Source organism: Streptomyces sp. NPDC004721, assembly GCF_053601495.1.
The window spans coordinates 20786-45115 of the sequence record NZ_JBSGBZ010000035.1 but is presented as its reverse complement, the minus strand read 5'-3'; the positions used below and the strand labels follow the sequence as shown (position 1 = coordinate 45115).

At 73.5% G+C, this 24330-nt stretch carries 18 protein-coding genes; 12 read left to right on the top strand and 6 right to left on the bottom strand.

Annotated elements, in window-relative coordinates; genetic code table 11:
• Positions 1 to 64: 64 nt before the first annotated feature.
• Positions 65 to 1024, top strand: coding sequence for an ABC transporter substrate-binding protein (locus tag ACWEK3_RS27825; protein WP_361412428.1), 960 nt, complete (start codon positions 65 to 67; stop codon positions 1022 to 1024).
• Between the two features lie 104 nt (positions 1025 to 1128).
• On the opposite strand, the gene ACWEK3_RS27820 is transcribed toward ACWEK3_RS27825, so the two are convergent.
• Complete coding sequence (locus tag ACWEK3_RS27820) at positions 1129 to 1584, bottom strand: tellurite resistance TerB family protein (RefSeq protein WP_141357183.1); 456 nt, start codon at positions 1582 to 1584, stop codon at positions 1129 to 1131.
• Positions 1585 to 1781: 197 nt separating this feature from the next.
• Here ACWEK3_RS27820 and ACWEK3_RS27815 point away from each other — a divergent pair, with 197 nt between their 5' ends.
• A complete protein-coding gene (locus ACWEK3_RS27815) occupies positions 1782 to 2138 on the top strand; it encodes an ArsR/SmtB family transcription factor (RefSeq protein WP_225075702.1) in 357 nt (118 codons plus the stop codon).
• The gene (mgtA, locus tag ACWEK3_RS27810; RefSeq protein ID WP_453250866.1) at positions 2128 to 4761 is read left to right on the top strand and encodes a magnesium-translocating P-type ATPase; all 2634 of its coding nucleotides are present in this window, start codon (positions 2128 to 2130) and stop codon (positions 4759 to 4761) included. The genes ACWEK3_RS27815 and mgtA overlap by 11 nt, the downstream gene beginning before the upstream one ends.
• 34 nt (positions 4762 to 4795) lie before the next feature.
• Here mgtA and ACWEK3_RS27805 read toward each other — a convergent pair whose 3' ends face one another.
• Positions 4796 to 5791: a lytic polysaccharide monooxygenase gene (locus ACWEK3_RS27805; RefSeq protein ID WP_453250865.1), complete on the bottom strand. Its 996-nt coding sequence runs from the start codon at positions 5789 to 5791 to the stop codon at positions 4796 to 4798.
• Between the two features lie 299 nt (positions 5792 to 6090).
• Here ACWEK3_RS27805 and ACWEK3_RS27800 point away from each other — a divergent pair, with 299 nt between their 5' ends.
• The 6 genes from ACWEK3_RS27800 (at position 6091) to ACWEK3_RS27775 (ending at position 13590) form a co-directional block, all read left to right on the top strand.
• Positions 6091 to 6738, top strand: a complete 648-nt coding sequence (locus ACWEK3_RS27800) for a ScbR family autoregulator-binding transcription factor (RefSeq protein ID WP_384177027.1) — start codon at positions 6091 to 6093, stop codon at positions 6736 to 6738.
• A 22-nt stretch (positions 6739 to 6760) separates the two neighbouring features.
• Complete coding sequence (locus ACWEK3_RS27795; RefSeq protein WP_453250864.1) at positions 6761 to 7939, top strand: damage-control phosphatase ARMT1 family protein; 1179 nt, start codon at positions 6761 to 6763, stop codon at positions 7937 to 7939.
• A gap of 116 nt (positions 7940 to 8055) precedes the next feature.
• The gene (cyc2, locus tag ACWEK3_RS27790; protein WP_453250863.1) at positions 8056 to 10218 is read left to right on the top strand and encodes a germacradienol/geosmin synthase Cyc2; all 2163 of its coding nucleotides are present in this window, start codon (positions 8056 to 8058) and stop codon (positions 10216 to 10218) included.
• A gap of 34 nt (positions 10219 to 10252) precedes the next feature.
• Entirely contained in the window at positions 10253 to 10831 is a 579-nt protein-coding gene (locus tag ACWEK3_RS27785) for a PDZ domain-containing protein (RefSeq protein WP_453250862.1), read from the top strand.
• 614 nt (positions 10832 to 11445) lie between these two features.
• Complete coding sequence (locus ACWEK3_RS27780) at positions 11446 to 12573, top strand: aminopeptidase P family protein (RefSeq protein WP_450540553.1); 1128 nt, start codon at positions 11446 to 11448, stop codon at positions 12571 to 12573.
• Positions 12574 to 12618: 45 nt separating this feature from the next.
• Complete coding sequence (locus tag ACWEK3_RS27775; RefSeq protein WP_453250861.1) at positions 12619 to 13590, top strand: aminoglycoside phosphotransferase family protein; 972 nt, start codon at positions 12619 to 12621, stop codon at positions 13588 to 13590.
• A gap of 25 nt (positions 13591 to 13615) precedes the next feature.
• Here the strand turns inward: ACWEK3_RS27775 and treZ are convergent, their stop codons facing one another.
• On the bottom strand, positions 13616 to 15370 hold the full coding sequence (treZ, locus tag ACWEK3_RS27770; RefSeq protein ID WP_453250860.1) for a malto-oligosyltrehalose trehalohydrolase: 1755 nt from the start codon (positions 15368 to 15370) through the stop codon (positions 13616 to 13618).
• Between the two features lie 173 nt (positions 15371 to 15543).
• Between treZ and ACWEK3_RS27765 the strand changes: the two genes are divergently transcribed.
• From ACWEK3_RS27765 to ACWEK3_RS27755, 3 genes are all read left to right on the top strand, one after another.
• Entirely contained in the window at positions 15544 to 16095 is a 552-nt protein-coding gene (locus ACWEK3_RS27765; RefSeq protein WP_376543209.1) for an FHA domain-containing protein, read from the top strand.
• A gap of 180 nt (positions 16096 to 16275) precedes the next feature.
• Entirely contained in the window at positions 16276 to 17598 is a 1323-nt protein-coding gene (locus ACWEK3_RS27760; protein ID WP_450540550.1) for a M14 family zinc carboxypeptidase, read from the top strand.
• Positions 17595 to 18020 (top strand): SSI family serine proteinase inhibitor, encoded by a 426-nt coding sequence (locus tag ACWEK3_RS27755; RefSeq protein ID WP_450540548.1) that lies wholly within the window; start codon positions 17595 to 17597, stop codon positions 18018 to 18020. The genes ACWEK3_RS27760 and ACWEK3_RS27755 overlap by 4 nt, the downstream gene beginning before the upstream one ends.
• Before the next feature lie 95 nt (positions 18021 to 18115).
• On the opposite strand, the gene ACWEK3_RS27750 is transcribed toward ACWEK3_RS27755, so the two are convergent.
• The 3 genes from ACWEK3_RS27750 to glgX form a co-directional block, all read right to left on the bottom strand.
• Entirely contained in the window at positions 18116 to 19366 is a 1251-nt protein-coding gene (locus ACWEK3_RS27750) for a M14 family zinc carboxypeptidase (RefSeq protein ID WP_450540547.1), read from the bottom strand.
• A 57-nt stretch (positions 19367 to 19423) separates the two neighbouring features.
• Positions 19424 to 21778: a malto-oligosyltrehalose synthase gene (treY, locus tag ACWEK3_RS27745; protein ID WP_453250859.1), complete on the bottom strand. Its 2355-nt coding sequence runs from the start codon at positions 21776 to 21778 to the stop codon at positions 19424 to 19426.
• 187 nt (positions 21779 to 21965) lie between these two features.
• Positions 21966 to 24083, bottom strand: coding sequence for a glycogen debranching protein GlgX (gene glgX / locus ACWEK3_RS27740; protein ID WP_450540544.1), 2118 nt, complete (start codon positions 24081 to 24083; stop codon positions 21966 to 21968).
• Positions 24084 to 24330: the final 247 nt, after the last annotated feature.

Here is a 24330-nt window from a genome sequence, read left to right as displayed (position 1 = left end):
CGCGCCCCGCGTGCTGCCGCCGCTGCCATGCGCCCGAACAACCTCTCAGCCGGGAACAGGAATTGTGACTTCCAACACGAAGAGCACCAAGTCCAGCAAGAGCCACTTCGGGGCGGCCGCCGTCGCGCTCGCCGCCACCGCGGCGCTTCTCGCGGGGTGTTCGTCCGGCGGCTCCTCCGGCAAGGACCCGCTCGCGGAGGGCAGGGCGGCCGGCGGAACGGTCGTCGTCGGCTCCAACAACTTCGCCGAGAGCATCCTGATCGCCGACATCTACGGCGAGGCCCTCAAGGCCAAGGGCATCAAGGTCGAGTACAAGCCCAACATCGGCAGCCGCGAGACCACCTACGGTCTGCTCAAGAACGGCTCGATCACCGTGCTGCCCGAGTACAACGGGGCGCTGTTGGCCTATCTCGACTCCAAGGCCGCCCCGAAGACGGTCGAGGCGACGACGGCCGCCATCAGCGCCAAGCTGGACTCCGGGCTGACGCTGCTGGAGCCGGCGCCCGCGGAGGACAAGGACTCCGTCACCGTCAACGCCGCGACGGCGAAGAAGTACGGTCTCACCGAGAAGTCCTCCATCGCGGACCTCAAGGACGCCGCCAAGGACCTGGTCATCGGCGGCTCGCCGGAGTTCCAGGCCCGGCACCAGGGCCTGAAGGGCCTGAAGTCCGAGTACGGGCTGGAGTTCAAGTCCTTCAAGGCGCTGGACGCGGGCGGCCCGCTGACCCAGGCGGCGCTGAAGAAGAACACCGTGCAGGTCGCCGACGTGTTCACCACGGATCCGACCATCGCCAAGGAGAAGTTCGTCGTCCTCCAGGACCCGAAGAACCTCTTCGGCTTCGAGAACGTCCAGCCGCTGGTGTACAAGTCCGGCCTGGACCAGAAGGGCGTCGACGCGCTCAACGCGGTCTCCGCCAAGCTGGACACGGCCACCCTGCTGGACCTGGACACCCAGGTGCAGTCGCAGAACAAGGACCCGCTCGACGTGGCCAAGGCCTGGCTGAAGTCCGCGGGCCTCGGCTGATCCACCGCGGTGGGCACACGGCCCGCGGGGCCGTGACACCGCTCGCTCACCGGGTGCCGGACGGACGACCGTCCGGCACCCGGGGCGTTCAAGGACCCGCCGGCTCAGAGGTCGAACTCGTGCGGCGGCAGTCCCAGGGCGAAGCAGGCCTCGCGCACCATGGCCTGCTCGGTCTTGTCGAAGTCGCCGTCCGCGCCGCCGATGACGATGCCGATCTGGACGACGGCACGGGCCTCGGCGGGCTTCTTCTTCGCCTTGGCGATCTCCTGCAACACGCTGACCTTGCCGAAGTCGAAGTCCGCGGTCAGCCTGTTCAGGTTCTCCTCGAAGCGGCGGCGCAGATCGTCCGCGGGGAAGTTCTGCAGCACCTCGTTGGTGGCGATCAGTTGCGCGACACGCTGGCGCTCCGAAGGGTCGACGGTGCCGTCGGCGGCGGCCACGAGGGCGCACATCGCCATGCTCGCGTCCCGGAAGGCACCGCTCTTCAGGTCGTTCTTCTTCGCCACGAGCTGGGTCTGCATCTGCGTCGCGGAGTCCTTGATGCGGTCCCACAGGGCCATGTGCTCTCCAAGTGTGGTGTCGGGGTGGCCTAACACGTCCGTGCTGCATCTACAGCAACGTAGAAACTAACGGAGCGACGGATAAGTTCCGGCGGACGAGTTCCGGCGGGTCCCGTTCGTACCGGGCCGCCTAGACTGGTGCGACTCGTACCAGGCGTGCATTCGCGCACGCGTGCGCGAACAGGAGGAAGACGACCGTGGCGGCAGCCGGCAGTGGCTTCGAGGATCCGCCCGCCGACGTACTCGCGGAGGCGGCCGCGGCCTTCGGGCTGCTCGCCTCGCCCGCCCGGCTGCACATCGTGTGGGCACTGGCCCAGGGCGAGAGCGACGTCACCGGGCTCGCCGAGCGGGTCGGCGGCGCGCTGCCCGCCGTCAGTCAGCACCTGACCAAGCTGAAGCTCGCCGGGCTCGTCCGCTCCCGCCGCGAGGGCCGGCGGCAGGTCTACTTCGTCGACGACCCCGACGTGGTCGACGTCGTACGGCTCACGGTCGCCCGGCTCACCGACCGGGGCGCCGCCGCCGACGCCCCGGCGCGCCGCCTCCGTGGCCTCTGAGCTCGCGGCGGCCCGCCCGGCCGCGCCCGACGGAACACCCCTCCAGGTACTGCGGCAGCTCGACAGCGGCCCGCGCGGGCTGACCGACGCCGAGGCGGAGGCCCGGCTGGCGGCGGTCGGCGAGAACACGGTCCCCGAGGTGCGCACCCCGTCCTGGCCCCTGCTGTGGGTGCGCTCCCTGCGGGACCCGTTCACGGCCGTACTGCTCTGCCTGGGCCTGGTCTCCACGCTCGTCGCCTCCTGGGGCACCGCCGCGGTGATCCTCAGCCTGGTCGTGGTCAGCTGCGTGCTGCGCGCGACCGGCGAGCACCGGGCCGACCGGTCCATGGCCGCCCTGCGCGAACTGGTCGCCGGCACCGCCACCGTGCTGCGGCGCACGGACGGCGGGGAACAGCCGCGCGCCCGGGAGGTCCCGGTCACCGAACTGGTGCCGGGCGACGTGCTCCGCCTCGGCCCCGGCGACCGCGTACCGGCCGACGTACGACTCCTGCGCGCCCGAGGGCTGACCGTGCATCAGGCGGCGCTGACCGGCGAGTCCGCCCCGGTCGCCAAGGCGGCCGTGGAAGAGCCGGGGCTGGGGGAACGCGGCCCGTTCGGACAGGCGCACCTGTGCTTCCAGGGCAGCAGCGTCGCCACCGGCACGGCCACCGCCGTGGTGGTGGACACGGGAGCGCGGACGCGGTTCGCCGCGGCCCACGGCACCACGGGCCGCGGGCGCGGGGAGCGGACGGAACCCAGCGCCTTCGACCGTTCCGTGCAGGGCATCTCCTGGGTGCTCATCCGGTTCATGCTGCTGACGCCGCCGCTGGTGCTGATGGCGAACGTGGCACTGCGCGGGCGCGGCCTGGAGACGCTGCCCTTCGCCGTGGCGGTGGCCGTCGGGCTCACGCCCGAGATGCTGCCGGTGATCGTCACCCTCTGCCTGGCCCGCGGCACCCGGCAGCTCGCGGGGACGCACGGCGTCATCGTCAAGCGGCTGCCCGCACTGCACGACCTGGGCGCCGTCGACGTGCTCTGCGTCGACAAGACCGGCACCCTCACCCAGGACCGGCCCGTCGTCGAACGGGCCCTCGACGCGGACGGCCGCGACGACCCGGAGGTGCTGCGCTGGGCCGCGGTCGGCGCCTGGTGGACCCTCCAGCTCGCCGAACTGCCCGCGCCGGACGCGCTCGACGAGGCACTCCTGGAGGCCGCCGGAGCGGTCGGCGAGGAGCATGACGGGGTCGCGGTCGTCCCCTTCGACCCGGTACGGCGCCTGGCCACCGCCGTGGTGCGGGGCCGGTTCGGCAGGCACGTCCTCGTCGTCCGGGGCGCCGTGGAGGACGTACTGGAGCGCTGCGCGCTGGAGCCCGCCGAGCGCGAGCGGCTGCGGGAGCTCGCCGCGCGCGAGGCGGACGCCGGGCTGCGGCTGCTGGCCCTCGCCACGGCCGAACGCCCCGCCCGTACCGGCGACTACACCCCCGCCGACGAGCGCGGCCTCACCTTCCGGGGCCTGATCGCCTTCCGCGACGCGCTCGCACCGACCGCGGCGGAGGCCCTGCGCGGGCTCGCCGAGGCCGGCGTCACGGTGAAGATCCTCACCGGCGACCACCCCGGCACGGCGGCGCGCGTCTGCCGCGACCTGGGGGTCGAGGTGGGGGAGGTGCACACCGTGGGTTCCGGGCCCGGCGGGGACGGCGCCCTCGCGGCGGCCGCCGCCCGCTCCACCGTCTTCGCCCGCTGCACGCCGGACGACAAGGCCCGGGTCGTGGCCGCGCTGCGGGCCGCGGGACACACCGTCGGCTTCCTCGGCGACGGCGCCAACGACGTGCCCGCGCTGCGGGCCGCCGACGTCGGCGTCGCGCCTCGGGCGGCCTGCGACATCGCCCGGGAGAGCGCCGAGGTGGTGCTCGCCGACAAGGACCTCACCTCGATCGGCCACGCCGTGGCGGCCGGCCGGCGGGCCAGCGGCAACATCGCCTCCTATCTGCGCGTCACGCTCTCCTCCAACCTCGGCAACGTCATAGCGATGCTCGTCGCGGGCCTGCTGCTGCCCTTCCTGCCGATGCTCCCGGTGCAGGTGCTCGTCCAGAACCTCTGCTTCGACGCGGCCCAGTCGTCCTTCGCCCACGACCGTCCGGGAAAGGCGGCGCTGCGCCGCCCGACCGCGCTGCGGCCGCGCGCCTTCCTGCGGTTCATCACCGGGTTCGGCGCGCTCAACGCGGTCGCGGACTTCGCCACCTTCGCCGTCCTCGCCCTCGTTCTGTGGGGGCCCGACGCGCTGAACGACGAGGCCGTCTTCCACTCGGCCTGGTTCACCGAGAACCTGCTGACCCAGGCCCTGGTGATGGTGCTCCTGCGCACCGGCCGGAACGAGGGCGGCCGGCGGCGGCTGCCCGGACCCGTCGGCCGGGCCGCGGCCGCCCTCGCGCTCGTCGGGCTGCTGCTCCCGGCCAGTCCGCTGGGCCCGCTGCTGGGCATGACGGGGCTTCCGCTGTCCTCCTACGTTCTGCTCGCCGCCGTCCTGGCACCGTACGGACTCGCCCTCGCGGCGGCGGTCCGGCGGTACGAGCGGCGAGGTCCGGAAGCCGTCGCGGCCGGGTACGCCGCCGCGGCTCCCGGTCCGGGAGCCGGCCGAGGGTGAGGCAGCTGCCGGCCGCCGGCCGGCACAAGCGTGTTCAGCGGCCGCGCAGCCGCAGGGCGAGGGCCGCGCCCCCGGTGAGCACCAGCACCGCGGCGGCCCCGCCCGCCAGCAGTGGCGCGGAGGGACCCTGGCCGGCGTCGGTCTCGGACGCCACCGGGCTGCTGTCGGGAGCGCCCGAACGCGCCTGGGCGGCGGCGGAGTCCGGCGTCTGCCGCGCCGGAGCGGTCGTGTGCGGTCCGTGCGAGGGGCTCGGACCGGGGGCCCGAGTGCCCGGCTTCGGCGTAGTGGCGGCCGGGCTGCCGCCCGGGCGGCCGGAGTCACTCGGTCCGGCCGGTGCGGCCGTTCCGCTTGTGCCGCCCGAACCGCTCGTACCGCCGGTCCTGTTCGTCGCCTTCGCGAACACCACGTCCGAGCACGAGTAGTAGGTGTCCGGGGTGCTGCTGTTCTGCCAGATGGTGAACAGCACATGACGGCCCGTCCGGTCGGCGGGCAGCGTCGCCCCGATGCGGTACGCGCCGCCCGTCAGCGGCGGGTCCTTGACCTCGGCGAAGGGCTGGGCGGACAGATCCGACCAGGTCAGCGGCTTCGCCGGGTCGTAGCCCCGCCTGGTCAGATAGAGCTTGAACGTACCCTCGTGCGGGATCGTCGAGGCGTACGACATCGTGAGCCCCGCGCCCGGCGCCAGACGGGTCGACGGCCAGTCGTCGCGGGCGAGGTCGAGGCCCTTGTACGCGGGAAGTCCTCCGCTGCACAGCTTTCCGTCGGGGACGACCTGGCGGTCCCGGCCGCCCACGTTCGCCACCCGCAGGTTGTCCCACGCGGTGAAGGGGGCGCCGTTCGCGGCGACGGCCGCCCGGCAGGCGGACGAACCGGCCCGGCCGCCCCCGTCCGGCGAGCAGGCGAACACCCGGCTGACCGGGTCGGTCGGGGCGCCGTGCGCTTGTGCGGGCCCGGCCGCCCACAACGTGAGCAGGGCCGACACCGCAGCGGCGGCTGCGGTGCGCCTGAGGGGCGCGGTCGTCCGGGTCATCGGGAGACGTCTCCTGGGCCGGCGGGGAAACGGACTGCTGCGCGGTCCAGTACGGGCGGCGGGCGCGAAGCGTTCAACCGGCCCGCGAGCGGCGGCACATGAGCGGGAACGTACCGCGGGCATCGATACAGCGCGTCCCGTCTGCTTCCGCTGGAGGCGTGTGTTTCCGGAGCGCCGCGGGTGACGGCGGAAGCTCCAAGGGGCCCTGGTGGACGCCTCGGAGCCGTGAGCTATCGTGTACGCGGAGTGAGAAACAAACGGCACGCCCCGTTCGTTACGGCCCCGGGAGTGTTCTGTCCATGCCGAGGCAGTTACGCGCCGAACAGACCCGCGCGACGATCATCACGGCCGCCGCCGACCTGTTCGACCGGCACGGCTACGAACGGACCAGCCTGAGCGACATCGTCGCACACGCACACGTCACCAAGGGCGCCCTGTACTTCCACTTCGCGGCCAAGGAGGATCTGGCCCACGCCATCCTGGAGTTGCAGTCCCGGGCCGCCCGGCAGGTGACCAGCCGCGTGGACGAGCAGGGCTACTCGTCGCTGGAGGCGCTGATCCGCATCACCTACGCGCTCACCCGCCTCACCGTGGAGGGCCCCGTCACCCGTGCCGGCCTGCGGCTGGCCACCGGAGGAGTCGAGGTGCGCCCGCCGCTGCGGCACCCGTTCACCGAGTGGCTGGACATCGCCACCGGCAAACTCCTCGGCGCAGTCAAGGAGTACGAGATCCAGCAGGACGTCGACGTTCACGCCGTCGCGCACTCCCTCGTCTGCTTCTTCGTCGGCACCCGGGTCGCCGGCCGGCCCCTGGAACCCATGGGGCGGCTGCCGCGCAGGACGACCGAGATGTGGCACCTGCTCATCCGCGGCCTGGTGCCGGTGCACCGGCGCCCCCGCTATCTGAGCCTCGCCACCCGGCTGGAGCGGGAGATCGTCGTCGTATGACCCGCCGGGTACGGTGAGGCGCATGCCCGCCAACCCGTCCGCGCCCGTACTCGTCGGCGACGAACCCGGTTCCTTCCCGCACAGCGTGCTGGCCGAACGGCACCCGGCCATCGTCCGGCAGGTGCGCGACGCCTTCCCCTACGGCCCCGAGCAGCACCGCGCCCTGGACGCGCTGCTGGAGAGCTGCGCCGAGGGCGTGATCGACGACCTTCCCGCCGCCGCAACCGACCGCGACCGCTGGCAGGCCTGGGGCCTGGGACAGTACGCCGGGCACTCCTGGTTCGAGGTGCCGTGGCTGTGGTCCGAGAGCTACTTCTACCGCCGTCTCCTCGAAGCCGTCGGCTACTTCGGGCCCGGGCCCTGGCAGGGCATCGACCCCTTCCGCCCGTCCAAACTCGCCGAACTCGACTCCCCGGAGACCGACGAGGAACTGGCGGCGCTCGACGAGCTGGAGGGCAAGCCGGCGGCGGAGCGCGCGGACGCCCTGCTGCACGGCTCCCTCTGGGGCAACCGCGCCGACCTCGGCTTCCGGCTGTCGGCGGGCGGCGCCGAGGCCGGGCCGCCCGTCCCCGCCCTGGTCGCCGACGACAAGGCGGCCCTCTGGTCGCTGCTGCCGCCCTCCGGCACCGGCACGCTCTGCCTGGTCGCCGACAACGCCGGCCGCGAACTCGTCCCCGATCTCCTCCTCGTCGCCCACCTCCTCGCCCAGGGCCGCGTCCGGCGGGCGGTCCTGCACGTCAAGCCGTACCCGTACTACGTCTCCGACGCCACCACCGCCGATGTCGTCGACGCCGTACGCCGGCTGACGGCGGCTCCCGGCGCGGCCGCGCGGTACGGGCGTCACCTGTGGTCGGCGATGGCCGACGGCCGGCTGACGGTCCGGGCACACCCCTTCTCCTGCGCCCCGCTGCCCTACGGCGCCATGCCCGCCGACCTGCGCGAGGAGTTCGCCGCGGCCACGCTGACCGTGTTCAAGGGCGACCTGAACTACCGGCGGCTGGTGGGCGACCGGCTGTGGCCCCCGACCACGCCGTTCGCGGACACCACCGGCTACTTCCCCGGCCCCCTCGCCGCCCTGCGCACCCTGAAGTCCGACGTGATCACCGGCCTGGACGCGGACACCGAGGCCGCGCTGGACGCCGCCGAGGGCGAGCGCTGGCGCGTCGCGGGCACGCACGCGCTGATCCAGGTCAGGACCTGACCGCCGGCCGGCCTTCCGCGCCGCGCGACAACCCCGTTCACGTGCGGATTCACGCGATGGAGTGATCGGGTTGGTGCGTACGGATGGTGCCGGAGTGTCGCGGGTAGGGCCCGGCCATGACGCAGCAGCCCTTCGAACTCCCGCACTTCTACATGCCGTATCCCGCGCGGCTCAACCCGAACGTCGACGAGGCCCGCGCCCACTCGACGCGGTGGGCGCGCGACATGGGCATGTTGGAAGGCTCCGGGATCTGGGAGCAGTCCGACCTCGACGCGCACGACTACGGACTGCTCTGCGCCTACACCCACCCCGACTGCGACGGGCCCGCCCTGTCGCTCATCACCGACTGGTACGTGTGGGTCTTCTTCTTCGACGACCACTTCCTGGAGACCTTCAAGCGCAGCCAGGACCGCGCGGGCGGCAAGGCCTACCTGGACCGGCTCCCCCTGTTCATGCCCCTCGACCCCGAGACCCCCGTCCCCGAGCCGCGCAACCCGGTCGAGGCCGGCCTCGCCGACCTGTGGGCGCGTACGGTGCCGTCGATGTCGGCCGACTGGCGCCACCGGTTCGCGGTGGCCACCGAGCACCTGCTGAACGAGTCCCTGTGGGAGCTGTCGAACATCAACGAGGGGCGGATCGCCAACCCCGTCGAGTACATCGAGATGCGCCGCAAGGTCGGCGGAGCGCCCTGGTCGGCGGGGCTGGTGGAGTACGCGACCGCAGAAGTGCCCGCCGCCGTCGCCGGAACCCGGCCGCTCAGGGTGCTGATGGAGACGTTCTCCGACGCCGTGCACCTGCGCAACGACCTGTTCTCCTACCAGCGGGAGGTCGAGGACGAGGGGGAGTTGAGCAACGGCGTCCTGGTCCTGGAGACCTTCTTCGGGTGCACCACCCAGGAGGCCGCCGACTCCGTCAACGACGTCCTCACCTCCCGCCTCCACCAGTTCGAGCACACCGCGCTCACCGAAGTGCCCGCGGCGGCCCTGGAGAAGGGCCTCACCCCGGCCGAGACCGCGGCGGTGGCGGCGTACGCCAAGGGCCTCCAGGACTGGCAGTCCGGCGGCCACGAGTGGCACATGCGCTCCAGCCGGTACATGAACGAGCGGGCCCGGCCCACCAGCCCCTGGCAGCGACTGGCCGGCCCCGGCACCTCGGCGGCCGACGTGGGCGCGCTGCTCGCGGCAGCCGGGGCGGAGAGGCTGCGCGCGTACACGCACGTGCCCTTCGAGAAGGTCGGCCCGTCCCGCATCCCCGACCTCCGCATGCCCTACCCGCTGGGGCTGAGCCCGCATCTGGACCGCTCCCGGCGAAGCCTCGTCCACTGGTGCCACAGCATGGGCATCCTCGAGGAGGGCGTGTGGGACGAGGACAAGCTCGCCGCCTACGACCTGGCGCTGTGCTCGGCCGGCATCGACCCGGACGCCACCCCCGAGGCGCTCGACCTGAGCGCGCAGTGGCTCGCCTTCGGCACCTACGGCGACGACTACTACCCGCTGGTGTACGGCCACCGCCGCGACCTGGTCGCCGCGAAGGCGACCACGGCCCGCCTGTCGGCCTGCATGCCCGTGGCGAGGGAGGCGGCGCCGGTCCCGCTCAACGCCATGGAGCGGAGCCTGACCGACCTGTGGGCGCGGACCACCGCGGAGATGACCCCCGACCAGCGGCGCACCCTGAAGCACGCGATCGACTCGATGACCGAGAGCTGGGTGTGGGAGCTGTCCAACCAGCTCCAGAACCGCGTCCCCGACCCGGTCGACTACCTGGAGATGCGGCGCGCCACCTTCGGCTCCGACCTCACCCTGAGCCTGTGCCGGATGGGATACGGCCCGGCCATCCCCGCGGAGGTCTACCGCAGCGGCCCGGTCCGCTCCCTGGAGAACGCGGCCGTCGACTACGCCTGCCTGCTGAACGACGTCTTCTCGTACCAGAAGGAGATCGAGTACGAGGGCGAGATCCACAACGCGATCCTGGTCGTACAGCACTTCTTCGGCATCGACTACCCGGCCGCGCTCAAGGTCGTCCAGGACATGATGAACCAGCGCATGCGCCAGTTCGAGCACGTCGTCGCCCACGAACTCCCCGTCGTCTACGACGACTTCGAGCTGTCCGAGGAGGGGCGCGCGGCCGTGATCGGCTATGCGGCCGACCTCCAGAACTGGATGGCGGGCATCCTCAACTGGCACCGGAGCGTCGACCGCTACAAGGCGGAGTGGCTGGGCCGCCGGGCCCACGCCTTCCTCCCGGACCGCGCGCCCGCCCCCGCCCTCCCCGTGGGCTGACCGCCCACCGAACAGCGCCAGCCGGAGGCGGTCGATGGATCAGACAGCGTTGCGTCCCAAGCCGATGCCAGGACAGGAGCCCGGCGGCGGCGAGCACGGCCCGGTCCGGCGCCCGCTCGCCGCGCGCCGCCGCGGCCGCCGCCTCGTGGCTCTGGTGTGCGGGCTGCTCGCCGCGATCGTCCTGGTCCTGTCCGGGGTCGGCCTCGGCACGGTGGGCCTCACGGTGATCGGCACGAGCAGGTCCGCCCCCGCCGAGCCGCAGCGGCAGGCCGGCACCCGGGGGCGCACGGATCCGGCGCCCGTCTCCGCGCCCGCGACACCGCCGGCCGCGCCGGTGCCGGTGCCGGTGCGTCCGACGCTGGGTGTGGAGGTGGTGGACGACGGCAAGCCCGGAGCCCGGGTGGTCGGCATCCACGTCCCCGGCCCCGGGTACACGGCGGGCCTGATCCGTGGCGACGTACTGCTCGTCTTCGGCGGAACCCGGGTCGACACGGCGGCGGACCTGGCCCGCGCGGTCGCCGGGGCCCGCCCGGGGCAGGCGGTGGTCCTCACCGTGCGCCACGCCAACGGCGGCCACCAGCAACTGACCGTCACCCCGGGCATCGTCACATGACGACCCCCATCGCGTCCCGTGCCCCGCCCCGGTCTGTGGCCCGGCCTGGTCTGTGGCCAGCCACGGTCTGTGGCTCGCCCTGTCCCGTGCCATGTCGCGGTCCATGCCCACGGTCTGTGGCCCGCCCTGACTCGGGACCCGTGGCCCGTCTCGTGGCTCGCCCTGGTCTGCGGCCCGCCTCGGTCCTGCGGCCTGCCCCGTCGTGTGGCGTGCCGCGGTCCGTGCTCGGCCCTGACCCGTGCCCCGCCGCGGTCCCTGGCCCGCCCTGACCCGTGCCCCGTTCCGTGGCTCGCCCCGGTCTGTGGCCCGTGCCGTCCCGTGCCCTGTCCCAGTCTGTGGTCTGCCCCGGCTTGTGACCTGTGCCTCGGCTCGTTTCGTGCCCTGTCGTGGTTCGTGCCCCGTCCCGGTCTGTGGCCCGCCGTGGTTTGTGGCCCGTGCTCCGAGACGTGGTTCGTCCCTCGTTCGATGGCTGAGTGCGATCCCGGGCCCGGGCCGGTGCGGACGGGCGGCGCGCGCGTGGTCGAGATCCCCAACCGGCTCGCGTCGCACGGCGTGGCCGGGCAGGATGCTGCCCGTAGCCTTCCTCACCGTCTCAGCCGCATACGGAGGCCCGGATGACCGGCATCGCGCTCGCGCCCTTCACCGCCGACGACTACAGGGCCCGTCTGGAACGCGCCGCCCGCGCGGCGGCCGATGCCGGGCTGGCCGGACTGCTCGTGGCGCCGGGGCCGGACCTGGTGTGGCTGACCGGGTACGCGCCCACCGCCGTCACCGAGCGGCTCACGCTGCTCGTCCTCGCCGCCGGACGCGAACCCGTACTCGTCGTCCCCACCCTGGAGGCCCCGGACGCCGCCAAGGCGTCCGGCGCGTCCGCACTGGCCCTGCGCGACTGGACCGACGGCACCGACCCCTACGCCGTCACCGCGGCCCTCCTCGACGACCGCGGCCGGTTCGGCATCAGCGACAACACCTGGGCCATGCACCTGCTCGCCCTGCAACAGGCGCTGCCCAAGACCTCCTACGCCTCTCTCACCGAGGCCCTGCCCATGCTGCGCGCGGTGAAGGACGCGGCCGAGGTGGAACTGCTCGCGGCGGCGGGCGAGGCCGCCGACGCCGCGTTCGAGGAGATCCGGAAGGTGCGGTTCTCCGGCCGCCGCGAATCCGAGGTCGCCGCCGACCTCGCCGGCCTGCTGCGGCGCTTCGGGCACTCCCAGGTCGACTTCACCATCGTCGGCTCCGGCCCCAACGGCGCCAACCCGCACCACGAGGTGGGCGACCGCGTCATCGAGCGCGGAGACATGGTCGTCCTCGACTTCGGCGGCCTCAAGGACGGCTACGGCTCCGACACCACCCGCACCGTGCACGTCGGAGAGCCGACGGACGAGGAGCGGCGGGTGCACGACATCGTCCGCGAGGCCCAGGAGGCAGGCTTCCGGGCGGTGCGCCCCGGCGTCTCCTGCCAGGAGGTCGACCGTGCCGCACGCGCGGTCATCACCCGGGCCGGGTACGGCGAGTTCTTCATCCACCGCACCGGCCACGGCATCGGCGTCACCACGCACGAGCCGCCCTACATGATCGAGGGCGAGGAGCAGCCCCTCGTACCCGGCATGTGCTTCTCCGTGGAGCCCGGCATCTACCTGCCCGGCCGCTTCGGGGTGCGCATCGAGGACATCGTCACCGTGACCGAGGACGGGGGCCGCCGCCTCAACGACACGACCCGGGAGATGGTCATAGTGGACTGACCACCGGTAGTCCCCACCCCGCAACCGCAACGACACGGCGCGACGATGACCCAGGCACCGACACCCACCGCGGACACCGTCCGCAGACTGGTCCGCACCCTGCTCAAGGACGGCTCGGACACCGCCCCCGGACCCGAGATCCGGCCCGTCGCCGAGGGCGGCGAGCACTCCACCTGGTGGGTCGGCGCCCGCCATGTGCTGCGCCTGGCGCCCGACCGTGAGGCCGCCGAGCGCCAGCGCCGCGAACTGCGGCTGCGCGAACTGATCCGCCCGCACCTTCCGGTCGCCGTCCCGGCCAGCGTCGCGCGCGGCGAGTGGGCGCCCGGGCTGACGTACACGCTGGACACCCGGATCACCGGCGGCTCGGCCGGCGAGCACGACGTCTCCGCCATCGGCGAGGACGACCTGGCCGGGCTGTTCACCGGGCTGCGCGAGGTCCCCGCCCGGCAGGCCCAGAACCTCGGCGTCCCGCGCACCGCGCCGCGCTCCCTGGAGGCGCTGCGCCGCATGGCCGTGCACGCCGCCGAACGTCTCGGCACCGCCGACGAGTTCGACCCCGCGCGGATGGCCCAGCTCACCGCGCCCGCCGCGGCCCAACTCGCTGCCCAGCCCGGCACCGCCGTGCTCATCCACCACGACCTCAAGGGCGAGCACCTGGTGGTGAGCGCCGACGGCCGGGTGCGCGGGGTCCTCGACTGGACCGACGCCGTGGTCGGCGACCCGGCCGAGGACATCGCCGGCGTCGCCGTCGCCGTCGGTTCCCCCGCCGCGGTGCGCGCCGCCACCCTCGCCGGCTACGGCGCCCGGCCCTGCCTGCGCGGCCTGTGGCTGGCCCGCTGCGACACCGTGATCCGCCTCGCCGCACGTCTCGACGGCCGCGACGGCAGTCCGCTGCCGCTCCTCCGGTCCCAGCTGCGCCACGCCTGGGAGGCGATCCTGCTGGAGCGGGTGACGGAGTTCCGGGAGGACGCTGCGGACCCTGCGGACCCTGCGGACACCGCGGACACCGCGGAGTAGGGGCCGTCCGGGCGCGGTGCCGTGCTCAGTGCTGCAACAGCACCGCGCACGACTCCGCGGGCACGTGCAGCAGCCCGTCCGCTCCGGGTGCCGCGACCGGTTCCCAGGCGGCCAGCACCTCGGTGGGGCGGTTGCCGAGAGGGATCTCCGCAGGCTCCTTGGCGAGGTTGAGCGCCACCAGCACGTCCCCGCGCCGGAAGGCGAACCAGCGGGCCTCCTCGTCGTAGGCCACCTTGGTGTCGGCGAGGTCGGGGTCGGTGAGGTCGGGCTGCTCGTGCCGCAAGGCGGTCAGCCGGCGGTACCAGGCCAGCACGCGCGCGTGCGGCTCGCGCTCCGGCTCGGACCAGTCCAGGCAGGAGCGGTCGCGGGTCGCCGGGTCCTGCGGGTCGGGCACGTCCTCCTCCGCCCAGCCGTGCTCGGCGAACTCCCGCCGCCGGCCCCGCCGCACCGCCTCCGCGAGTTCCGGGTCGGTGTGGTCGGTGAAGTACTGCCACGGGGTGCCGGCCGCCCACTCCTCGCCCATGAACAGCATCGGCGTGAACGGCGCGGTCAGCGTCAGCGTGGCCGCGCAGGCCAGCAGCCCGGGGGAGCCGGCGAGCAGCGTGGACAGGCGGTCGCCCCGGGCGCGGTTGCCGACCTGGTCGTGGGTCTGGCTGTAGCCGAGCAGCCGGTGCCCGGCCACCCGGGTGCGGTCCAGCGGGCGGCCGTGGTGGCGGCCCCGGAAGCCGGAGTACGTCCCGTCGTGGAAGTAGCCGCCGGTGAGCGTCTTGGCGACCGCCGCGAGCGGGGCCCGCCCGAAGTCGGCGTAGTAGCCCTGGGACTCGCCGGTCAGCGCCGAGTGCAGCGCGTGGTGGAAGTCGTCGTTCCACTGGGCGTCCAGGCCGAGCCCGCCCTCCCTGCGCGGGGTGATGATCCGCGGGTCGTTCAGGTCCGACTCCGCGATCAGGAACGGACGGCGGCCCAGGTCGGCGGAGAGCGCGTGCACGGCCGTCGACAGCTCCTCCAGGAAGTGGCACGCGCGCGTGTCCACCAGGGCGTGCACCGCGTCCAGGCGCAGACCGTCGATCCGGTAGTCGCGCAGCCACGCCAGCGCGCTGCCGACCAGGAACCGGCGCACCTCGTCCGAGCCGGGCGCGTCCAGGTTGACGGCGGCGCCCCAGGGGGTGTGGTGGGTGTCGGTGAAGTACGGCCCGAACCGCGGCAGGTGGTTGCCCGACGGACCCAGGTGGTTGTGCACCACGTCCAGGACCACGCCCAGGCCAAGCTCGTGGGCCCGGTCGACGAAGCGCTTCAGCCCCTCGGGGCCGCCGTAGGGCTCGTGCACCGCCCACAGCGACACGCCGTCGTAGCCCCAGCCGTGCCGGCCGGGGAACGGGCACACGGGCATCAACTCCACGTGGGTGACGCCCAGGTCCGCCAGGTGGGGCAACCGTTCGGCGGCCGCGTCGAAGGTGCCCTCAGGCGTGTAAGTGCCGATGTGCAGCTCGTACAGGACCGCGCCGGGCAGCGGGCGCCCGGCCCAGTCGGCGGAGCGCCATGTGTGCCGCGCGTGCTCGACGACCGCGCTCAGCCCGCCCGGGCCGTCCGGCTGCCGCGGCGAGCGCGGGTCGGGCAGCACGGGGCCGCCGTCCAGCGCGAATCCGTACCGCGAGCCGTCGCGCGCCTCGGCCTCACCGGTCCACCACCCCTCTCGCTCCGGATCGCGCTCCAGCGCGCGCGCGGCGCCGTCGCACTGGAGCGTCACACGGCCGGCCTGTGGTGCCCACACCTCGAACTGCACGGACGGTTCCCCTTCGTTCGCTCACCGTGACGTACCCTGTCCATGGTGCGCCACAAGAGATCAATCCGCTTTTGAATTCCCCCTTTTCCGGCGGGTGTCGCCGGATCCGAGTGGCTGGTGTGTGTCTCCGTGGTAGCTGGACACGCGGGGTCGACTGACCGACAATCACCAACGTGACGTCGTCCTTCGAGTCCCACACGTACCCCGCGCGGCTCTCCGACGCGCAGCGCGACAAGGCGCTGAAGGTGCTCCGTGACGGCGTCGCGATGGGCCGGCTGTCGCACGACACGTTCGTACGGCGGATGGAGCTGGCCCTGGCCGCCCGCCGGCCGGACGAACTCGCCGCGCTCACCTCCGATCTGCGCACCGAGGGGCGCGTGTCCCGGCTGGTGTTCGGCACGGTCGAGGCGGTGTCCGGTTTCAGCGTACGGCTGCGCCGGGCCTGGCAGGCCGAGCGGCTGCCCAAGCTGCTGCTGCCCTTTCCCGGCAGCGGTCACCCATTGCGCATAGGGCGGGATCCGGCCAGCGGTCTGCGGCTGACCCACGAGACGGTCTCCCGCGTGCACGCCGAACTGCGCCACCAGGGCGGGATGTGGGTGCTGCGGGACCTGGGCTCGACCAACGGCACGACCGTCAACGGGCGGCGCGTGGTCGGCGCGGCCGTCGTGCGCGAGGGCGACCAGGTCGGGTTCGGCCAGGTGGCGTTCCGGCTCTCCGCGAACTGAGCCGCACCGCCGCCGCCGGCCCCGGCTGACCCGATACGGCGGGTCAAGTCCTTTTTCGGACGCTGGTGTTGACGTATCCGACAAGTCATGACTGACTGTGTGTACGCCATGTACATGTGGTGAAGCGCCGGCGCCGCACTGTGGAGGTGTGCCCTGCCGCCACTCCCGCACTATCCGTCCGTGGACGAGCTGGGCGCACACGCCGCCGCACTCGTCGCCCGCCGGCCCCGGGACGCCCGGCTGCGCCGCGTCGGCACCTCCCGTGGGGGCCTGCCCCTGTGGCTGCTCTCCGTCGGCCACGGCAGCCGCCAGGCTCTCGTGGTCGCCGGACCGCACGCCAACGAGCCCGTGGGCGGCGCCACCGTACTGAGGCTGGCCGAACGCGTGCTGGCCGGCCGCGGCGGCGCGGACACCGACGTCACCTGGAACCTGCTGCTGTGCCTCGACCCCGACGGCTCACGGCACAACGAGGGCTGGCTCAGGGGGCCTTACGACCTCGGCCACTACTTCCGGGACTTCTTCCGGCCCGGGTTCCTGGAGCAGCCGGAGTGGCTGCCCGACGGTGCCGCGGCCGCCGCGCTGCCGGAGACCCGGGCGCTGCTCGAACTCCAGGACGAGCTTCGGCCTTTCGTCCAGTGCTCGCTGCACGGCGTTGACGTCGGCGGCGGCTTCGTCGAGGTGACCCGCGAACTGCCCGGCCTCGCACGGCGCGTCGGGCACGCCGCGGCCCGGCTCGGCATCCCGCGCGAACTCGGCGCGTACGACCCCCTGTACTGGCCTCGTCTGGGGCCCGCCGTCTACCGGATCCCGCCGCCGCGCCGGGGCGGTCTGGCCGCCGCCATCACCGAGGCGGCCGTGGAGTCGACATGGTTCCACCCGCAGCGGCACGGCACCGTGACCGCCGTCGTCGAGGCGCCCATGTGGGGTGTGGACGCCGTGTCCGACGGCTCGGCGCCCGCGGACCCGGACGGGGTGCTGCGCGCCGTCAGCCGCGCCCTGCGCGAGGACATCCGGCTCATGGAGCGGCTGCTGGATCGAGTCCGGCCGCACCTCGCCGACGTGCCGGACGCGGACCGGCTGCTCGCGCCGGTGGACGACTACCTCCTGGTCTGTCCCGGGCTCGCCGACGCGTGGGACCCCGACACCGACGACGGCACGCTGCGCCCGCTCCCGCCGCTGACCAACGCCCACCTGGCCGCGCTGCGCATCGCGGGGCGGCGGCTGGCGCTGCGCACCGCCGGACTGCTGCACCGGCTCGTGCGCGGTGCCGGGTACGACCGGGCCGGTGTCCTGCCCGAACTGGACCGGTTCATCGAGCAGGGGTGTGCCGACTACAGCGACAACCTGCGGGCGCGCTGGATACCGGTCGCCCGGCAGGCCGAGTACCAGACGCGGGTGGTGCTGGCCGTGTGCGAACTCGCCGGGCGGCACGCGCGCGTGCGCTCACGATCGGGTGAGCCGGGGTGGGGCACGCGGGCGGCCGTGCCGATACACCGGGAATGACCCACCTCACCAAGGCGGCCACGATCCGCCTGCGGCGTGGCCTGACGGCAGGGGCCGCACTCCTGCTCGCCGGCGCCGCCCCGGCCACGGCCGCCCACCGGTACACCGGCCAGTCCGACTGGCTCTACGTCACGGTCACCCACGGCGACGAGCGCTCCGGTGACGTCCGCGGCGCCCTGCTCCTGTGCGACCCGCCCCGGGGCCACGCCCACGCGGCCGACGCCTGCACCCAGCTCCGCTCCTCCGGCGGCGACATCCACGGCATCCCCCACCGGGACGTCCTCTGCCCGATGATCTACGCCCCCGCAACGGCCCACGCCCGCGGCCAGTGGCACGGCCGGCTGATCGACTACACGGAAACCTTCTCCAACACCTGCGAACTGAACGCCCGAACGGGCGCCGTCTTCGCCATGGGCAACTGAGGCCCGATGCACGACGATTGGGACGTCCACCGCGCGCCCGATCTGCGGGTTGGGGGCTGTGGTCGTCGCAATGCGGCCTGGTCCGTGCGGGGTGGTCACGTGGCGGACGTGCGGGCCTGGTGGGCTGTGGTGACCACTGTGCGGCTCTGGTGTTCCACCTGGTGTTCCAGGGGGACCCAGCGGGCGTGGAAGCGGTGGGCGAAGGACTCGCTCCAGGTGGTCACGAGGTGTTCCAGGTCCGGGGCGGCGCGGTCGTCGGCCTCGCGCAGGGTCCGCAGGAGCATCGCCGCGGCCCGCAGCGGCAGGCGGCGCCCGAACGCGTCCACGCTGCCGACGTAGGCCATCGTGGTGTCCGCGGGCGGGGTGTGGATCCAGTCCGCGGCGAGTCCCGGCACCAGGCTCAGCCCCCACTTCGCCGCCCGCAACAGCGGCCCGTCCGCCCCGTGCAGGCGCGGCAGCGCGTCGGTGAGGACCAGCTCCACCTCCCGCGCGTCCCGCAGCAGCCGGTGCGCCAGCCGCCGTATCGCCGCCGCCGGGGCGGGATGCGGCGCGGGATCGTCCACCAGGTCGCTCGCCCACATCGGCACCTCCACGATCGCGGTCATGCCGCCGTACCGGTGCGGGCGGAACCAGGTGCTGTGCCGCGCGTCGTCCGGCATGCTCGGATACGCCGGGCCCGCGCCGGGCCCCGGCATCACCCGCACCCCGGGCCCCGAGACCGGCCAGCCCGCCGCGTCCGAGGCGCCCGTCTCCACCGGGATGTGCAGCCGTGCCGCCGACTTGCTGAACGGCTCGGAGAGCCCGGGCACGTCCCGGGTCAACTGCACCCAGCTGCCGCCCAGTTCGGTGCCGTGCAGCGTTACCTGGAGGTAGGGCCGCAGCTCGTCGATGACCCCGGTCAGCGCCCGTGTCTCCGGCGGCAGCCGGTCGGGCGGCAGCACGGAGGGCGACCACTCCGGCTGCTCGGGCCCGGCGGGCCGGAAGAACCCGAGGTGGTAGTCGAGCAGGCTGCGTGGGGCCGGAGTGACGTGCAGACTCGCCCCATCCGGGTCCGCGCACAGCAGGAAGTGCCAGGAGGTGTCCGCCCGCAACCGCTCCTCACGCAGCACGCGGTGCGCGACGGCGAGGAGGGTGGAGCCGCCGGTGGGCTCGTTGGCGTGGGCGCCGGCGACCACCAGCACCGCCCGCCGGGCGTGCCCGACGGACAGCAGGTGCAGCGGCCGTCCCGCGCGGGAGTGACCGACCTCCCTCAGTACGCACCGGTCCGGCCGGTACGCGGCCAGCGCACGGGCGGCGGCGACCAGTTCGGGAACACTGGGGTAGCGCAGATCCGGCAGGAGACTCACCCCCGACCTGTCCTCCCGGCTTCGCATTCCGCAGTACCCCACGGACGCCGAGTCCTGTCAAGCGCGCTCCAGCAGCGCCACCGGCAGCCGCTCGAAGAGCTCCGCCACGAGCACGTGCCCCTCGAACTCCCGCCCCGGGGCCAGCGCGTCGGACCACCGGCCCGGCGGCAGGGGTAGCCGGGTGTCCCGCCAGCCGCCCACCTCCGCCAGGCGCAGCGACAGCCGGGTCACGGCCGTGACCACCTCCCCGGAGCGCTCGAACGCCGCACAGTGGGCCGCCGCCGTCCCCTCGGCGAGCAGCGGGGCGTACGTCGCGGCCGGGCCGAACACCTCCGGCCGGCGGGCGCGCAGCCGCAGCGCCGCCACCGTCACCGCGCCCTTGTCCCCGGCGTCGGCGGGCGGGAACCGCACCGGGCGCCGGTTGTCCGGGTCGACCAGGGCCCGGTACTCGGCCTCCGTGCCCTGGTACACGTCGGGCACGCCGGGCATCGTCAGGTGCACCAGCGCCGTGCCCAGGACGTTCGCCCGGATGTGCGGTTCGAGAGCGGTGCGCAGGGCCGTCACCGGCCCCGCCGGCGCCCCGCACGGCCCCTCGTCGACGAACCGCGCCACCGCCTCCTCGTAGGCGGGCCGCTGCTCGGTCCAGCTCGTGCGGAGGCCCGCCTCCCGCACATGCTTCAGCAGCGCCTGCCGCACGCGTTCCCCGTCCGCCGGGCCGAGGCCGAACACCGTCTGCCAGGCCGCCCACGCCAGTTGGGCGTCCGGCATGCCCTCCCCGCCGCCGGTCACCTCGTCCAGCAGGTCCGCCCAGACGCGCGGGCACTCGGTGAGCACGGCCAGCGCCGCCCGTACGTCGGCGCTGCGCTTGGTGTCGTGCGTGGAGACCACGGTCCCGGTGACCGGCCAGTCGCGCTGCACCCGGGCGCAGTACGCGTGGAAGTCCTCCGGTGACACCGCCGGGTGACCTGGGTCGCCGCCCACCTCGTTGGCCGACAGCAGCGGCATGTACCGGTAATAGGCGGTGTCCTCCACGGACTTGGCGCGCAGCGCGGAGGCTGCCTGCGCGAACCGGGTGCGGAACTCCACGGCGCCGGGCCCGGATCCGGCCCGCCCGACGACCAGGTCGCGCACCACGTCGACGGCCTCGCCCTCCTCCGGCACGACGAAGGCGAGCCGGGCCTCCTCGGCGGCCTGCTCGGTGACCACGGACGCCGGGTCCACGGAGACGTAGGGCCGGTAGACGCGGAGGCGGACCAGGAGCTCCCGCAGCGCGGTGCGCAGCGCCCAGGGCGCGCGGTCGCGCAGCGCCGGGTCCGGAGAGGTGGCGCACACCCGGCCCGCCACCCGGGTCAGCCGCTCCGTCTCGGCGGCCAGTTCGTGCGTGATCACCGTGTACGCCGCCCGCCGTACCGTCGCCTCCCAGTCGCCGCCGCTGTCATCGCGCGGAGCGGCGAACCGCCGGTAGTGCTCGGTCAGTTCGCTCGCTCCGGCCGGGTCGGTGAACAGGCCGTCGACGTGCCGCAGGGCGTCGTAGCCGGTGGTGCCCGCGACCGGCCAGGAGGCCGGCAGGTGCTCGCCGTCGGAGAGGATCTTCTCGACGACCGTCCAGCGCCCGCCGGTCGCCTCGTGCAGCCGCCGGAGGTAGGCGTCGGGGTCGGCAAGCCCGTCCGGGTGGTCGACGCGCAGCCCGTCGACCACCCCCTCGGCCAGCAGCTGGAGGATCTTGGCGTGGGTCGCCCGGAACACCTCGGGGTCCTCCACCCGCACCCCGATCAGCTCCGAGATGCTGAAGAAGCGCCGGTAGTTCAGCTCCGTACGGGCCAGCCGCCACCACACCGGCCGGTACCACTGCGCGTCCAGCAGTTCGGGCAGCGGCAGCCTCCTGGTGCCCTCGCGCAGTGGGAAGGCGTGGTCGTGGTAGCGCAGGACGTCGCCGTCCACTGTCAGCTCGCCGGTCTCCCGGCCGACCGGGTGGCCGAGCACGGGCAGCAGCACCTTGCCGCCCTGGGCCTCCCAGTCGATGTCGAACCAGCGCGCGTACGGCGACGCGGGGCCCTCCCGCAGCACCTCCCACAGGGCGTGGTTGTAGCGCGGGGCCATGGCCATGTGGTTCGGCACGATGTCCACGACCATGCCGAGCCCGTGTTCCCGCGCGGTGCGCGCCAGCGCCCGCAGGCCCTCCTCGCCGCCGAGTTCGTCGCGCACCCGCGTGGGGTCCACGACGTCGTAGCCGTGCGCGGAGCCCGGCACGGCCTGGAGGACGGGTGACAGGTGCAGGTGCGAGACGCCGAGCGAGGCCAGGTACGGCACGGCCCGCTCCGCGGCCGTGAACGGGAACTCGGGCTGGAGCTGGAGCCGGTAGGTGGCCGTGGGCACGACGGGCTCGGGACGCTCGGGTGTCTCGGATGTCATGGTGAGCTACGTACCCCTCCGGCCGCCTTTGGTGTCACCCGGCCGCCATGTGCACCGGGCCCCACCCGGGCGGGTGCCCGTCCGCGCCCGGATGGGTGAGCGCCGCGCCGGCTCCTCGACGGGGTGGCGCGCCGGCTCCTCGCAGGGGGCGTTCCGCGCAGGCTCCTCGTCCGGCGCGGAACGGGTGCTACGCGGGCCGTCGCAGCACGGTCAGGCTGCGGTCCGTCAGGGTGAGTCGTTCCCCGGCCCGCACCTTGGGGCCGGTGCCCGGCGGGACCGGGTCCGTGCGCGCGGTGTCCACCACCACCTGCCATTGGGGCCCGTGATCGACCGGCACGGCGAAGTCGAGCGGCTTCGGCGCGGCGTTGAACAGCAGCAGGAAGGAGTCGTCGGCGATCCGCTCCCCGCGCGTGCCGGGCTCCGAGATCGCGTTGCCGTTGAGGAACACGGTCAGCGCGGAGGCCCGCGCCGAGTCCCAGTCCTGCTGGGTCATCTCCCGGCCCTCGGGGGTGAACCAGGCGATGTCGGACAGCTCGTCGTGCGTGCCCTCCACCGGCCGTCCGTGGAAGAAGCGGCGTCGCCGGAAGACCGGGTGGTCCCTGCGCAGCCCCGCCATCGCCCGGACGAAGTCCAGCAGTTCGGCGTCCTGTTCGCCGGGCTCCGGCCAGCGCACCCAGGACAGCTCGTTGTCCTGGCAGTAGGCGTTGTTGTTGCCGCGCTGGGTGCGCGCGAACTCGTCGCCGTGGCTGATCATGGGCACGCCCTGGGACAGCATCAGCGTCGCGACGAAGTTCCGCGTCTGCCGCGCCCGCAGTTCGAGCACCCGGGGGTCGTCGCTGTCGCCCTCGGTGCCGCAGTTCCAGGACCGGTTGTGGCTCTCGCCGTCCCGGTTGTCCTCGCCGTTGGCCTCGTTGTGCTTGTCGTTGTACGACACCAGGTCCTGCAGGGTGAAACCGTCGTGGCAGGTGACGAAGTTGATCGAGGCCAGCGGGCGGCGGCCGTCGTCCTGGTAGAGGTCGGAGGAGCCGGTCAGCCGGGAGGCGAACTCGGCGAGGGCCCGCGGTTCGCCGCGCCACAGGTCCCGCACGGTGTCGCGGTACTTGCCGTTCCACTCGGTCCACAGCGGCGGGAAGTTCCCCACCTGGTAGCCGCCCTCGCCGACGTCCCAGGGCTCGGCGATCAGCTTCACCTGGGAGACCACCGGGTCCTGCTGCACCAGGTCGAAGAACGACGACAGCCGGTCCACCTCGTGGAACTGCCGTGCCAGGGTGGCCGCCAGGTCGAAGCGGAAGCCGTCGACGTGCATCTCGGTGACCCAGTAGCGCAGCGAGTCCATGATCAGCTGGAGCACGTGCGGGGACCGCATGAGCAGGGAGTTCCCGGTGCCCGTGGTGTCCATGTAGTAGCGCGGGTCGTCGGTGAGCCGGTAGTAGCGCGGGTTGTCGATGCCCTTGAACGACAGTGTGGGGCCCAGGTGGTTGCCCTCGGCGGTGTGGTTGTAGACCACGTCGAGGATGACCTCGATCCCGGCCTCGTGCAGCGCCCGGACCGCCGACTTGAACTCCAGGACCTGCTGGCCGCGGTCGCCCCAGGAGGCGTAGGCGTTGTGCGGGGCGAAGAAGCCGATCGTGTTGTAGCCCCAGTAGTTGTTGAGGCCCAGGTCGACCAGGCGGTGATCGTTCACGAACTGGTGTACGGGCATCAGTTCGAGGGCGGTGACGCCGAGTTCGGTCAGATGATCGATGACCGCCGGGTGGGCCAGGCCCGCGTAGGTACCGCGCAACTCCTCGGGCAGTCCCGGGTGGCGCATGGTGAGGCCCTTGACGTGGGCCTCGTAGATCACCGTCTCGTGGTAGCCGCGGCGCGGCAGCCGGTCGTCGCCCCAGTCGAAGTACGGGTTGACCACGACGGACGTCATGGTGTGCGGCGCCGAGTCCAGGTCGTTGCGCCGGCCGGGGTCGTCGAAGTGGTAGCCGTACACCTCCTCCCCCCACCGGATCGAGCCGCTGATCGCACGCGCGTACGGGTCGAGCAGCAGCTTCGCCGAGTTGCAGAGCAGTCCGCGCTCCGGGACGTAGGGACCGTGCACCCGGAACCCGTACCGCTGTCCCGGCATGACGCCGGGCACGTACGCGTGCCGGACGAACGCGTCGCTCTCCCGCAGTTCCACCGCCGTCTCCGAGCCGTCGTCGTGCAGCAGACACAGCTCTACTCGGTCCGCGGCCTCCGTGAAGACCGCGAAGTTGGTGCCGGCGCCGTCGTACGTGGCGCCGAGTGGGTACGCCTCTCCAGGCCAGACCTGCATGGACAAGACTCTTTCAGGTGTGCGGCGCCGCGGGTGGCGCCTTGGCTCCGAGTCTCCAGGAAAGTCGGGGAAGCACCTATGACGCACGTCCGTGTGCCGAACCGCTGGGGTGAACGGTGCCCGTGGGGCGAGGAGGGCCCCTGTCAACAGCGCGGACAGCGCGGACAGCGCGGACAGAGTGGACAGGGCGGGCGGGGTGGCCCGAGTGGGCCATGGGGCCGGGGCGTGCCCGCGGGTCAACGGGCGG